The 12,616-nt window shown below is 67.5% G+C and carries 16 protein-coding genes and 2 tRNA genes; 6 read left to right on the forward strand and 12 right to left on the reverse strand.

The genetic code is table 11. The features are described from left to right. The 3 genes from WC493_RS03520 to aroA all read right to left on the reverse strand — a co-directional run. Positions 1–1,034 (reverse strand): 30S ribosomal protein S1 (locus WC493_RS03520; protein WP_373062573.1); only part of this gene is annotated, 1,034 nt, incomplete at its 3' end. 112 nt (positions 1,035–1,146) lie between these two features. After that, on the reverse strand, positions 1,147–1,803 hold the full coding sequence (gene cmk, locus WC493_RS03525) for a (d)CMP kinase (RefSeq protein WP_373062575.1): 657 nt from the start codon (positions 1,801–1,803) through the stop codon (positions 1,147–1,149). Further along, positions 1,800–3,116, reverse strand: a complete 1,317-nt coding sequence (gene aroA / locus WC493_RS03530; protein WP_373062577.1) for a 3-phosphoshikimate 1-carboxyvinyltransferase — start codon at positions 3,114–3,116, stop codon at positions 1,800–1,802. The genes cmk and aroA overlap by 4 nt, the downstream gene beginning before the upstream one ends. A 115-nt stretch (positions 3,117–3,231) precedes the next feature. Here aroA and WC493_RS03535 point away from each other — a divergent pair, with 115 nt between their 5' ends. The 5 genes from WC493_RS03535 to WC493_RS03555 all read left to right on the forward strand — a co-directional run bounded on the left by WC493_RS03535 (position 3,232) and on the right by WC493_RS03555 (position 5,450). After that, complete coding sequence (locus tag WC493_RS03535) at positions 3,232–3,714, forward strand: TIGR02300 family protein (RefSeq protein ID WP_373062579.1); 483 nt, start codon at positions 3,232–3,234, stop codon at positions 3,712–3,714. A 95-nt stretch (positions 3,715–3,809) separates the two neighbouring features. Next, positions 3,810–3,885 (forward strand) — tRNA-Ala (locus tag WC493_RS03540). A gap of 168 nt (positions 3,886–4,053) precedes the next feature. Further along, on the forward strand, positions 4,054–4,554 hold the full coding sequence (gene gpt / locus WC493_RS03545; RefSeq protein ID WP_373062581.1) for a xanthine phosphoribosyltransferase: 501 nt from the start codon (positions 4,054–4,056) through the stop codon (positions 4,552–4,554). A gap of 141 nt (positions 4,555–4,695) precedes the next feature. Then, entirely contained in the window at positions 4,696–5,172 is a 477-nt protein-coding gene (locus WC493_RS03550; protein WP_373062583.1) for an Hsp20 family protein, read from the forward strand. A 53-nt stretch (positions 5,173–5,225) separates the two neighbouring features. Next, entirely contained in the window at positions 5,226–5,450 is a 225-nt protein-coding gene (locus WC493_RS03555; protein ID WP_373062585.1) for a DUF1150 family protein, read from the forward strand. Between the two features lie 72 nt (positions 5,451–5,522). Here the strand turns inward: WC493_RS03555 and ptsN are convergent, their stop codons facing one another. The 9 genes from ptsN to WC493_RS03600 form a co-directional block, all read right to left on the reverse strand. Next, positions 5,523–5,987: a PTS IIA-like nitrogen regulatory protein PtsN gene (gene ptsN, locus WC493_RS03560; protein ID WP_373062587.1), complete on the reverse strand. Its 465-nt coding sequence runs from the start codon at positions 5,985–5,987 to the stop codon at positions 5,523–5,525. A 10-nt stretch (positions 5,988–5,997) separates the two neighbouring features. After that, a complete protein-coding gene (hpf, locus tag WC493_RS03565) occupies positions 5,998–6,597 on the reverse strand; it encodes a ribosome hibernation-promoting factor, HPF/YfiA family (RefSeq protein WP_373062589.1) in 600 nt (199 codons plus the stop codon). 193 nt (positions 6,598–6,790) lie between these two features. After that, a complete protein-coding gene (gene rpoN, locus WC493_RS03570; protein ID WP_373062591.1) occupies positions 6,791–8,338 on the reverse strand; it encodes an RNA polymerase factor sigma-54 in 1,548 nt (515 codons plus the stop codon). 12 nt (positions 8,339–8,350) lie between these two features. Further along, positions 8,351–9,112, reverse strand: coding sequence for an LPS export ABC transporter ATP-binding protein (lptB, locus tag WC493_RS03575; RefSeq protein ID WP_373062593.1), 762 nt, complete (start codon positions 9,110–9,112; stop codon positions 8,351–8,353). After that, a complete protein-coding gene (gene lptA, locus WC493_RS03580; protein WP_373062595.1) occupies positions 9,109–9,678 on the reverse strand; it encodes a lipopolysaccharide transport periplasmic protein LptA in 570 nt (189 codons plus the stop codon). Before lptA ends, lptB begins: the two co-directional genes overlap by 4 nt. Continuing rightward, the gene (lptC, locus tag WC493_RS03585) at positions 9,675–10,355 is read right to left on the reverse strand and encodes an LPS export ABC transporter periplasmic protein LptC (RefSeq protein ID WP_373062597.1); all 681 of its coding nucleotides are present in this window, start codon (positions 10,353–10,355) and stop codon (positions 9,675–9,677) included. The genes lptA and lptC overlap by 4 nt, the downstream gene beginning before the upstream one ends. 1 nt (position 10,356) lies before the next feature. Beyond that, positions 10,357–11,343: an SIS domain-containing protein gene (locus WC493_RS03590; protein ID WP_373062599.1), complete on the reverse strand. Its 987-nt coding sequence runs from the start codon at positions 11,341–11,343 to the stop codon at positions 10,357–10,359. Positions 11,344–11,391: 48 nt separating this feature from the next. After that, positions 11,392–12,003, reverse strand: a complete 612-nt coding sequence (locus WC493_RS03595; protein ID WP_373062601.1) for a ribonuclease D — start codon at positions 12,001–12,003, stop codon at positions 11,392–11,394. Between the two features lie 75 nt (positions 12,004–12,078). Further along, a tRNA-Leu gene (locus tag WC493_RS03600) sits at positions 12,079–12,165 on the reverse strand. A 145-nt stretch (positions 12,166–12,310) separates the two neighbouring features. Between WC493_RS03600 and WC493_RS03605 the strand changes: the two genes are divergently transcribed. Further along, positions 12,311–12,574: a DUF2312 domain-containing protein gene (locus WC493_RS03605; protein WP_373062603.1), complete on the forward strand. Its 264-nt coding sequence runs from the start codon at positions 12,311–12,313 to the stop codon at positions 12,572–12,574. Positions 12,575–12,616 lie beyond the last annotated feature (42 nt).

Below are 12,616 nucleotides of genomic sequence, written 5' to 3' on the forward strand. Positions count from 1 at the left end.
GAGATGCGGCGCTTGTTGGCGTCGACCTCGAGCACCATCACTTCCACTTCCTGCGAGGTGGAGACGATCTTGCCCGGATGGACGTTCTTCTTGGTCCAGCTCATTTCGGAGACGTGGACCAGGCCTTCCACACCCGGCTCCAGCTCCACGAAGGCGCCGTAGTCGGTGATGTTGGTGACGCGGCCGATGAACTTCACGCCCACCGGATACTTGGCGGCGACGCCGTCCCACGGATCGGCGAGCAGCTGCTTCATGCCGAGCGAGATGCGCTGGGTCTCGGGGTTCACCCGGATGACCTGCACCTTCACGGTCTGGCCGATGGTCAGCGCTTCCGACGGGTGGTTGACGCGGCGCCAGGCGATGTCGGTCACATGGAGCAGGCCGTCGACGCCACCGAGGTCCACGAAGGCACCGTAATCGGTGATGTTCTTGACCACGCCTTCGAGGATCTGGCCTTCCTTGAGGTTGGCGACCAGTTCCGAACGGGCCTCGGCGCGGGTCTCTTCGAGGACGGCGCGGCGCGACACGACGATGTTACCGCGGCGGCGGTCCATCTTGAGGATCTGGAAGGGCTGCGGCACGCCCATCAGGGGCGTGATGTCGCGCACCGGGCGGACATCGACCTGCGAACCCGGCAGGAAGGCGACGGCGCCCGACAGGTCGACCGTGAAGCCACCCTTGACGCGGCCGAAGATGACGCCTTCGACGCGCTGGCCCTTCTCGAACGCACGCTCGAGGATGGTCCAGGCTTCCTCGCGGCGGGCCTTCTCGCGGCTGATCACCGCTTCGCCCATCGCGTTTTCCATGCGCTCGAGGTAGACCTCGACGATGTCGCCGGGCTTCAGCTCGGACTTCTGGCCGGGCGGGGCGAATTCCTTCAGGGCCACGCGGCCCTCGGCCTTCAGGCCGACGTCGATCACCGCGAAGTCGTTTTCGATCGCGACCACGCGGCCTTCGATCACGCTGCCTTCGAGGGAATTGGCGGAGCCGAACACTTCGTCCAGCAGTTCGGCGAAATTCTCTTTCTCAGTCATAGTCAGTAGTCTCCTAGTCTCTCTTACGGGCCGGCCGGTTGTCTCCGGCGGTCTTCCCCCGTCTCCCGGGCGGGGGCAGGAACGACAAAGGGCACGGAAAACGGCGGACCTCTCAGGTCCGTGTCTGCCGCGCCGTCTCGATGATGGTCTTCGCTCGCGCGAAGACCTCGTCTATAGACAAATTCGAGGTATCCATCAAGTGGGCGTCCTCGGCGGCCTTGAGGGGCGCCGTGGCGCGGCTGGCGTCGCGCGCGTCGCGCGCCTCGATCTCGGCCGTGATCTGGGCGAGGTCGGCGGGCCTGGCCTTGGCCTGGAGTTCCAGGAAGCGCCGCGCCGCCCGGGCGGCGACGCTGGCGGTGAGGAATAGTTTCACCGGCGCGCCCGGGCAGATCACGGTGCCGATGTCGCGCCCGTCGACCACGGCCCCCGGCGCGCCGCCCGGCGGGCGGGCGGCGAAATTGCGCTGGAAACTGTCGAGGGCGGCGCGTACCGCCGGCATGGCGGCGACCACACTGGCCAGATTGCCGACGTCCTCGCGCCGGAGATCGGGCGACTGCAGCAACCCGGGGTCGAGATTCAGGGCGGCGGCGGCCGCTTCCGCCTCGGTCGGCGCGGTCAGCCCGGCCTCGATCAGGCTGAGGGCGACACCGCGGTAGAGCGCGCCGGTGTCGAGATAGGCGAGGCCGAAATAATCGGCGATCAGCCGGGCCAGCGTGCCCTTGCCCGCGGCGGCCGGCCCGTCGATCGCGACGATGAAGGACCCGCTCATGCGAGAATCGCGCCGAGCGACGCCATCAGCCGGCCGAAATCCGGGAAGGAGGTTTCGATCATCGCGACGTCGTCGACCGTCACCGGCGTTTCCGCGGCGAGGCCCATGACCAGGAAGGACATGGCGATGCGGTGGTCCATATGGGTCGCCACGGTGCCGCCGCCCGCGACTTTGCCGCGTCCGGAAACGACCAGGAAGTCCGGCCCGGCCTCATGGGCGACGCCGTTGGCGGCAAGGCCGGCGGCGACGGCGGCGAGCCGGTCGCTCTCTTTGACCCGGAGTTCGGCGAGGCCGTTCATCCGCGTCGTACCTTGGGCAAAGGCGGCGGCGACGGCGAGCACGGGATATTCGTCGATCATCGAGGGCGCCCGGCCGGCCGGCACCTCGACACCCTTCAGGGCCGAATGGCGAATTCGCAGGTCGGCCACCGGCTCGCCGCCGGCCACCCGCTTGTTCAGATAGGTGATGTCGGCGCCCATCTCGATCAGCGTGTCGAAGAGGCCGGTGCGCAGCGGATTGAGACCGACGTTCTCGATCACGATATCGGAGCCCGGCACGATCAGGGCGGCGACCAGCGGGAAGGCGGCGGAGGAGGGATCGCCCGGCACGATCACCGGCGCCGCGATCAGTTCTGGCTGGCCGCGCAGGGTCACCTTGCGGCTGCCGTCGGCGGCGTCGACGATGCGGATCTCGGCGCCGAAATGGCCGAGCAGACGTTCCGAATGGTCGCGCGTCGGTTCGGGCTCGATCACCGAGGTTTCGCCCGGCGCGCACAGGCCGGCGAGCAGGATCGCCGATTTCACCTGGGCCGAGGCGACCGGCAGGCGGTATTCGATCGGCATCGGGTTCCGGGCACCGACTACGGCCATGGGCAGCTTGTTGCCGGCCCGGCCGACGAAGCTCGCCCCCATGCGCGACAGAGGCTCGGTCACCCGCGCCATGGGGCGGCGGTTCAGCGAAGCGTCGCCGGTGAAGATGGCGGTGATCGGGTGGCCCGCCACGGCCCCCATCAGCAGGCGGGCCCCCGTGCCCGAATTGCCCATGTCGAGGACATCGGCCGGCTCGGTCAGGCCGCCTACGCCGACGCCGTCGACCTGCCAGTGCCCGGGGCCGAGGCGGGTGACGCCGGCGCCGAGGCGGCGCATACATTCCGCCGTGTGCAGCACGTCCTCGCCTTCGAGAAGGCCGGTGACCTCGGTCCGGCCGACGGCGAGGCCCCCCAGAATCAGGGCGCGGTGCGAGATCGACTTGTCGCCCGGCACGGCGACGGAGCCGGCGAGGGCGGGGCTCTTCTTTGCACTCTGGGCTGGCACGCGGGGGCCTCGAAGTCCGAATCGACGATGGCTGCACTTACCACGTCGCCGATTGCTTTGACAGGCCGTGCACTTCATGGCAAAGCGACCCCCTGATTTTGCGTGGAGAACGACCTTGGCCAAACCCGAATGGGGCGTGAAGCGGCAGTGCCTCGCCTGCGGTGCGCGCTTTTACGACATGGGCCGCGACCCCATCGCGTGCCCGAAGTGCGAAACAGTGTTCGAGCCCGAAGCCGCCTTGAAGGTGCGCCGCGTGCGCCCCGACACCAAGGTGGCGAAGAGCAAGGCGGTGGCCGTCTTGGCCGTCGACCGTGACGAGGAGCCCGACGATCTCGAAGACGAGGACGTCCCCGACGACGAGAGCGACGAGGAAGAGGAGGAGGATGTCGGCATCGAAGAGCTCGATGGTGACGAGGCCGACATCATCGCCAAAACCGACGCGGACGCCGATGTGGACGCCGACATCGACGTCGACGAGGCGGTCGACGAGGAGGAGGAGGACGATACCCTGCTCGACGCGGATGAAGACCTCGACGACGAGGATCTGGAGGACGTGGTCGACGCGGATATCGATTTGGACGAAGAGAAAGAGCGCTGAAAAAAGTGCTTGATCGGGGCGCGGGATCTCACTAGTGTCCGCGCTCCGCAGGGGACGCTGGCAGCGACCGGCAGACTCGGCGGGACCGACGGCTTGGGGCCATAGCTCAGTTGGGAGAGCGCTTGAATGGCATTCAAGAGGTCAGGGGTTCGACTCCCCTTGGCTCCACCATCCGTCCGGTAAACAAGAAAGGCGACCCGAGCGGGTCGCCTTTCCTGCTTTCGGGCCAGCGGTTTCGGGCCAGCGGTTTCGGCATGGCCGGCGGTACCCGCGCCCGCTAGTCTTTTCGTAGCCCGCCGCGTGCGGGACCTGCGAATCATCCAACGGGGTTTCCGTCGAATGAGCGAGCCGAACAGCCAGAAGGCCTTTCCGGTTTCCTGGGAGCAGTTTCACCGCGACGCCCGCGCCCTGACCTGGCGCCTGACGGCGGGCGAGCGGAAATACAAGGCGATCGTCTGCATCACCCGAGGCGGCCTGGTGCCGGCCCTGATCGTCGCCCGCGAGTTGAACATCCGCCTGATCGACACGATCTGCATCGCCTCCTATCACGACTACAAGGAACAGGGGGCGGCGCATCTGATGAAGGGCCTCGCCCCCGAGCTGGCCGAGCTGGCGGCCGACGGCGGCTCGGAGATCCTGCTGGTCGACGACCTGGTGGATACCGGCAAGACCGCCCGTATGGTGCGCGACATGCTGCCCAAGGCCCATTTCGCCACCGTCTATGCCAAGCCCATGGGGCGGCCCCTGGTCGACACCTATGTGACCGAGGTGAGCCAGGACACCTGGATCTATTTCCCCTGGGACCTGGGCCTGTCCTTCCAGCCGCCCATCGTCTCGTAAGATGGGCCGGGCGCGCCCCGGCCATGCGGCCGCGGGGCGCGCCACCCCCTTGATTTTGTTGGCGCCATCGCCAGATCATACTGGTGGCGGTGCCTTCGGGGCCGTCACGCGTACTCGCTCGATCGAGGGGTTTGCCGGTCCATGACTCGCCTTTCCGTCTTCAACAGCCCGCTTCTGCTCGGCTTCGACCATATGGAGCGGGTGCTCGACCGGGTCGCCAAATCGGCGACGGACGGCTATCCGCCCTACAACATCGAGCAGACGGGGCCGCATTCCCTGCGCATCACCTTGGCCGTGGCCGGTTTCGCCCGCGAGGACCTGTCGGTCACCGTGGAGGAGAATCAGCTCATCGTGCGTGGCCGCCAAGCGGCCGAGGACGCGAAGAAGACCTATATCCATCGCGGTATCGCCGCCCGCCAGTTCCAGAAGGCCTTCGTGCTGGCGGAGGGCATCGAAATCGTGCGGGCCGGGCTCGACAACGGGCTCCTGCACGTCGACCTGCGCCGTCCCGTCCCGGCCAGTGTCGTGCGCACGATCCCGATCGACGGGAGCGTGGACGGCAGCGACGAGCGTCAGATCCTGGAAACGGACGGCGGCGAGTCGAGCAACGGGGCTTAAACGGCCCGTTAAGCAGGATGCGCCCATGATGGGGCATCTCGCGGAGGTGTGAGATGATTGGTGAGACAAGAAACATCGATATTCGGCAGATGACGCCGGAAGACTTGGCAGCCCTCGGTGGCGGTGCCCTGGTCTATGTGAAGCCCGTCGTGGTCGACGGCAAGAACGTGGTCGCGGTCCATGCTGCCGACGGTTCGCCGCTGGCCCTGGCCGAGACCCGTGACTTGGCCTTCGCCGCGGCCCTTCAGCACGAAATGCAGCCTGTCAGCGTGCACTGACCGGCCGGCTCCGAACCCCACACCCGTGCGGCCCCGGCCTTCGCCGGGGCCGTGGGATGGTGACGGAGGACGTCAGGCCGCGTGCGGCCGGGTGTTGTCGGTCAGCAGGGCGTAGATCGCTTCGACCGAGTCGCAGTGGCGGAGTTTTTCGCAGGTTTCGCGGTCGCGCAGCAGGCGCGAGACGCGGGCGAGCGCCTTCAGGTGATCGGCGCCGGCGCCCTGGGGCGCCAGCAGCAGGAAGATCAGATCGACCGGCTGCTCGTCGATCGACTCGAAGTCGATCGGCGAGGACAGGCGCGCGAAGAGGCCGTACAGGCGATCGATCTCGCCCAGTTTTCCGTGCGGGATCGCGATGCCCTGGCCGACACCCGTGGTGCCCAGGCGCTCGCGCTCCAGCAGGATGTCGAAGATCGTCCGCTCGTGCACGCCGGTGATGGTGGCGGCACGGGCGGACAATTCCTGCAGGGCCTGCTTCTTGCTGTTGGCCTTGAGATCGGCGATCACGCCCTCAGGACCGATGATGCTGTCAAGCTCCAAGGGTCAAGCCTCACGCGGGGGCGCCGACGGCGCGCTTGTTCGGCTCGATCCAGCCGATGTTGCCGTCCGGGCGGCGATAGACCACGTTGAGGCCGCCGTTGGCCCGGTTGCGGAACATGATCGCCGGGTGCTCGCCGAGATCGAGCCGGAACACGGCTTCGGAAACGCTCAGGGTCTCGATCTCCGCCTCGGACTCGGCGATCACGAGGGGACCGCCGGTGCCTTCCAGGCCGTTCGCATGTTCCTCGTGGTCGTCCTCGGCCTCGGGGGTCAGGACGCGGGCCAGCGCCGGCTCGATCGTGCGGATGGCACCGTGGTGGTGATTCTTCAGGCGGCGCTTGTAGCGGCGCAGGCGCTTTTCGACGCGCTCCGCGGCGGCTTCGAAGCTGCCGTAGATCTCGGTGCCTTCGCCTTGCGAATTGACCGTCAGGCCGGCGCCGAAATGCACGGTCACATCCGTGCAGAAGAGGTGGGCCTCCCGGGAGAAGGTGACGGTGGCGTCGATCGGCCGGTCGTAATATTTGCCGACGAGGACTTTAAGCCGCTCCGTGACATGAGTGCGGAGAGCGTCGCCGACGTCGATTTGTTTGCCGGAAATGATCAGCTTCATGATGTGCCTGCGCGTAAGGAATGGGGCGCTTGGACGGGGCTCCCGCTCCGGCGGCGCGGCACCGTCATCGGGCGCCGCCTCCCCCGAGGCCGCTGCCGGACCGCGAGTCCGTCACCTCATACTTACGAGCTAACGTTCCCGGTTTCCAGAGCGGAGCGCCCCCCGGGACATTTTTCCCAGGGATCTTTTGGGCTCAGCGGCCGGCGAGGGCTTTCTGCCGGCGCCGCTCGGTCGACGAGCCGATGCCCATGGCCTCCCGATACTTGGCGACGGTGCGCCGGGCGATATCGATGCCGTCGCGCTTCAGGAGTTCGACCAGCTTGTCGTCGGAATGGACGGCGTTCGGTGCCTCGCCGTCGATCAACTGGCGGATCCGGTGCCGCACCGACTCGGCCGAATGGGCGTCCGATCCATCGGTCGAGCCGATCGCCGCGGTGAAGAAGAACTTCATCTCGAACAGCCCGCGCGGCGTCCACACCCACTTGTTGGCGGTGACGCGCGAGACGGTCGATTCGTGCATACCGATCTCTTCCGCGATCGCTTTCAGGTTCATCGGCTTCAAATGGGCGATGCCATGGCGCAGGAAGGCGTCCTGCTGGCGGACCAGGGAGGTCGCCACCTTGAGGATCGTCCGTGCCCGCTGGTCCAGCGCCTTCACGAGCCAATTGGCCGAAGCGAGACAGTCTGAGAGATAGGCCTTGTCGTCCTTCTTCGTGGCGTCGCCGGCCGAGAGACGGGCGGCATAGCGCCGGTCGATCAGGACGCGCGGCATGGTCTCCGAATTCAGCTCGATCAGCCAGTCGCCCTCGGCACCGCGGCGGATGTAGACGTCGGGAATCACCGTCTGCACCGGCGCCGTGTCGAAGGCGTGCCCGGGCTTCGGGTTCAGGGTGCGGATTTCCTTGATGATCTCGACGATCTCGTCCTCGTCGACACCGGCGATCCGGGCGAGACCGGAGAGGTCGCGCCGGGCGACCAGGTCGAGATGCTTCAGCACCGCCGCCATGGTGGGGTCCAGCCGGTCCGCCTCGCGGCATTGGATGGCCAGGCATTCGGCCAGCGAGCGGGCGAAGACGCCGGGCGGGTCGAGCGACTGGAGCTTCAGCAGCAGGGCTTCCAGCGTCGTCTCGTCGATGCCCAGGCGGGCGGCGATATCCGCCGTCTCCTCGGTCAGATAGCCGGCTTCGTCGAGCGAATCGACTAGGTTGGCGGCGATCAGCCGGCTCGCCGGGTCGAGCGACAACTCGGCCAGTTGCGCCATCAGGTGGTCGCGCAGGGATTCGGAAGAGACGAGGCGGGCGTCGCCCGAAAGGTCGCCCTCGTCGAAATCGCTGCGCCCGCCGCTGCCGATGCCGCTCCAATTGGTCTCGACCAGGTCGTCCGGTCCCGCCGCCTGGAGCGAGGCGCGGTCGTTCGGCGCGTCGTCGCCGAAGACATTCTCGTAACCGTCCTCGAGGCTGGCCGCGCGTTCGCCCATGTCGCCGCTGTCGCGGATGTCGCGATCGACCGAGGTCGGGCCTTCCCGCGGGGCGGCTTCCGGGCTCTCGGACCCGGGGGGCGACTCGGCGTCCGGCCGCTCTCCCTCGTCGCGGGTCAGCAGGGGATTGCGCTCGAGTTCCTGTTCGACGAAGGAGGCGAGCTCGACTTGGCTCAGTTGCAACAGCTTGATCGCCTGCTGCAGCTGGGGGGTCATCACCAGCGACTGGCCCTGCTTTAGTTCCAGTCGTTGCGCGATCGCCATTGGGTCCTTCCGTCAGAGGCTGAAGCGGTCACCGAGATAGACGCGGCGCACACCTTCGTGGGCCACCACCTCGTCGGGCGAGCCCTCCATCAGGACCTGCCCCTCATGAATAATGTAGGCCCTGTCGATCATGTCCAGCGTTTCGCGGACATTGTGATCGGTAATCAGCACGCCGATGCCCCGGTCCTTCAGATGGCTGATCAGGTTCCGGATCTCGTCGACCGCGATCGGGTCGATGCCGGCCAGCGGCTCGTCCAGCAGGATGAAGGCGGGGTCGGTGGCCAGGGCCCGGGCGATTTCGACGCGCCGCCGCTCGCCGCCCGACAGCGCGACCGACGAGGTCTTGCGCAGATGCGCGATCGAGAATTCGGCCAGCAGATCGTCCAGGATCGCCTCGCGCCGGTCCCGCTCGGTCTCGACGATCTCGAGCACGGCGCGGATGTTGTCCTCGACGCTGAGGCCCCGGAAGATCGAGGCTTCCTGCGGCAGATAGCCGATGCCGAGGCGGGCGCGGCGATACATGGGCAGCGGCGTGACATCCTGTCCGTCGAACAGGATGGTGCCGTAGTCCGGGGCGACCAGGCCCGAGATCATGTAGAAACAGGTGGTCTTGCCGGCGCCGTTCGGGCCCAGCAGGCCGACCACTTCGCCCCGCTGCAGGTGCAGGCTGACGCCGCGCACGACGGGACGCTTGTTGTAGATCTTGCCGATCGAATGGGCGACCAGGCCGGTTTCGGCCGCGGGCGCCTCGTCGGCCGCGGGGGCGAGGCTCATTGCGCGGCCGCACCGCCGGCACTGTTCGGCACGATCAGGCCCTTCACCCGGCCGTCGGCCGACCCGCCGGTCATCACGCTGCGCCCGGTGTGCAGGTTGACCACGAGTTCGCTGCCCTTCAGGACGTTCTGTCCACGGGTCAGGATGACGTTGCCGGTCATGGTCACGACGCCCTTCTCGGGCTCGTAGACGGCGGCGTCACCCTGTGCGGTGTCTTCCTTCGAGGTGACGAAGACATTGCCCTTGGCGATGATCTTCTTGATCGCCGAGGGGCCGCCCGTCGTATCGGTCACACTGCCGCCGGCATAGGTCACCTCGAGGCGGTCGGCGCGCAGGATCATGTCCGCCTGCGTGACCTTCACGTTGCCCGAGAAGACGGCACTGGAACTCTGGTCCTGGACTTCGAGGGAATCGGCCAGGATCTCGATCGGGGCGCTCGAATTGAAGTTCAGCCGGGGCGGGCCGGCCGGGGTCGCCCCCTGGCCCAGGGCCGTCGCGGCGAAGGCCAGCGATCCGGCCAGGCTCAGGGCGGCCGCGCGGCGCAATACTCGTACCATCGTCGTCATTGGCCATTCCTCGGCTGGTCGGACGCGGGAGCGGGCGGCGTGATCACTACCCGGACCCGGCCGTCGAAGCGCAACTTGTGGCCGTTATCGGCGGCCTCCATGCGGTCGGCTTCGATCTGGCCGGTGGGGCCCGATCCCTCCACCCGCTTGTCGCTCGAAGCGGTGCCTTTGGCAAGATCCACGAAGACTGTTTCGAGCCGGATGCGATGCCCGTCCGCCAGCGTCACGGTGACGTCGCCGTCCAGCTTCAGTGTCTTGTCGCCCGGGCGGTAGATGCCGCTGCTGGCGATCAGCTTCACCGGCTTGCCGTCCTGGCCGGCGAGGTCGGCGTCGATGTCGTAGAGGGTGATCTCGGTCGGCTCCAGCCCGTCGGCGGTGGCCCGCTTCGCCGTCATGGTGAAGGGATGGCCCTTGTCGTCGGTGCCGGTCAGCACCGGCGCCAGCATCTCGAGGCCGTCGGAGCGGATTTCCACGCTGGCATAAGAGAACGCCTGTTCGCGGCGGCTCTCCAGCGAGGGCCAGACCAGCACCGCGGCCAGCAGGCCGACCGCGACCAGCGGCAGCAGGATCTTCATCAGCCCGACGAAACGGCTGTAGGGCGTCACGCTGCGGCGAACGGCGGCGCCGCGCGGGCGCGGCCCCGCGGCCCCGAACGGCGGCTGCGGCCCGTTCGCCATGTCAGGCCACCCCGGCGCGCAGGAGGTCGTGGATATGCAGGATGCCGAGCGGCCGTCCCGCCTCGTCGACCACGAAAAGGGCCGTGATGGCGTGGGTATTCATCATGTGCAGCGCTTCGGCGGCCAGCACCCGGGCGCCGATCGTGCGCGGGTTCCGCGTCATTACCTCGCCGGCGGTCAGCTTCAGCAACTCGGGCCCCATTTTCCGGCGCAGGTCGCCGTCGGTGATGATGCCGACCAGGTGGCCCTCGGCGTCTGTCACGCCGGCACAGCCGAAACGGCCCGAGGTGATGGTCAGAATGACCCGGTCCATGCGCTCGCCCGGCGTGGTCAGGGGGATTTCCGTGCCCCCATGCATCAGGTCTGAGACCCAGGCGAGCTTGCGCCCGATCATGCCGCCCGGATGGAACGAGCGGAACTGTTCGGCGGTGAAGCCGCGCCTGGCCATCAGGGCGATCGCCAGCGCGTCACCGAGGGCGAGCTGCATGGTGGTCGAGGTGGTGGGCGCGAGGCCGAGCGGGCAGGCCTCCGCCACCGGGGGCAGGGGCAGCAGCACGTCCGCCGCGCGGGCGAGCGTACTGTCCAGCCCGCCCGTGATCGCGACCAGGGTGATGCCGTAGCGCCGGGCATAGGCGATGATCGAGGCGAGTTCCGCGGTCTCGCCCGAATTGGACAGGCACAGCACGACATCGTCGGTCGTGATCATGCCGAGGTCGCCGTGGCTCGCTTCCGCCGGATGGACGAAGACGGAGGGCGTGCCGGTCGAGGCGAGCGTGGCTGAAATCTTGCGCCCGACCAGGCCGGATTTGCCCATGCCCGAGACGATGACCCGCCCGGTCGAAGCGGCGATCCGCCCGACTGCATCCGAAAAACGCCCGTCGAGGGACTCGGCCAGGGTCTCGATCCCCTGGGCCTCGAGCGCGAGGACGCGGCGCGCCTCGTCGAGGTCGGTCGGGGAATCGGAGGCGGTCGCGGCTCTGGCTGTCATTTCGTCATGGAACCCACGGGCGAGGGCAGGGCGCCCGGCCGCCACGTCTTAATGGGCAAATATGTCGACTTCGGGCCAGCCGGCAAGGTCGAGCTGGGCGCGGGTCGGCAGAAAATCGTAGCAGGCCTGGGCCATCGCCGTGCGGCCCTCGCGCGCCAGCATGGCGTCGAGCTTGGCCTTCAGGGCATGGAGATAGAGCACGTCCGAGGCGGCATAGGCCTGCTGCGCCTCGCTCAGATCCTCGGCGCCCCAGTCGGACGACTGCTGCTGCTTCGAGATCTCGACCCCGATCAGCTCGCGCACCAGGTCCTTGAGGCCGTGGCGGTCGGTGAAGGTGCGCACCAGGCGCGAGGCGATCTTGGTGCAATAGACCGGCGCGGTGACGACGCCCAGGCCCTGCTTCATCGCGGCGATGTCGAATCGCGCGAAATGGAAGAGCTTCAGCACCTTGGGATCGGTCAGCAGGCGCGCCAGATTGGGCGCCGCGGTCTGGCCGAGGGCGATCTTCACCAGATGAGCATTGCCGTCGCCGGCCGAGAGCTGCACCAGGCACAGGCGATCGCGATGGGGGTTGAGCCCCATGGTCTCGGTATCGATGGCGACGACCGGGCCGAGGTCGAGATCGGCCGGCAGGTCGCCGTGGTGAAGGGTCACGGACATGACGTCCTCGATCCGGCAGGAGTTGTGCTGTCGAGCTGGCCCCCGGCGAGGGGGGCTTCGGCGATCCAATCGCCGTGGTGCCCAGGAGAAGACTCGAACTTCCACGCCCTTACGGGCACTAGTACCTGAAACTAGCGCGTCTACCAATTCCGCCACCTGGGCAGGTGCGAGGCCGGGTTGATAGCGTCCGGGACGGGGGCTTGTCAACGGCTTCTGAAAAAAATCTGTCAGGGTCTGCCCGATTGCCAAGCGGGGCCCGCCCCGGCTAACGTCCGGGCCCGAATTTCCATGATCGAGAGGATAGCCCATGGCCGAAGTCGTCGGCATCGCTGGCGAGCAGCTGCGCCAGTTCGTCGCCCGAATCGAGCGACTGGAAGAAGAGAAGGCGGCGCTGGCCGCCGACATCCGTGAAGTCTATGCCGAAGCCAAGGGCAACGGTTTCGACACCAAGGTGCTGCGCCAGGTGATCCGCTTGCGCAAGATCGACAAGGCGGAGCGCCAGGAGATGGATGCGATCCTGGAACTCTATCTCGAAGCCCTCGGTATGCACGAAGGCGCCGTCGGCGCTTGATCGTAGCCGCCAATCGGCCCATATCGGCAAAGGACCTAAGAT

The sequence above is a fragment of the Zavarzinia sp. genome (genome assembly GCF_041650655.1).
In the GTDB taxonomy this organism is placed as follows: Bacteria; Pseudomonadota; Alphaproteobacteria; order Zavarziniales; family Zavarziniaceae; genus Zavarzinia.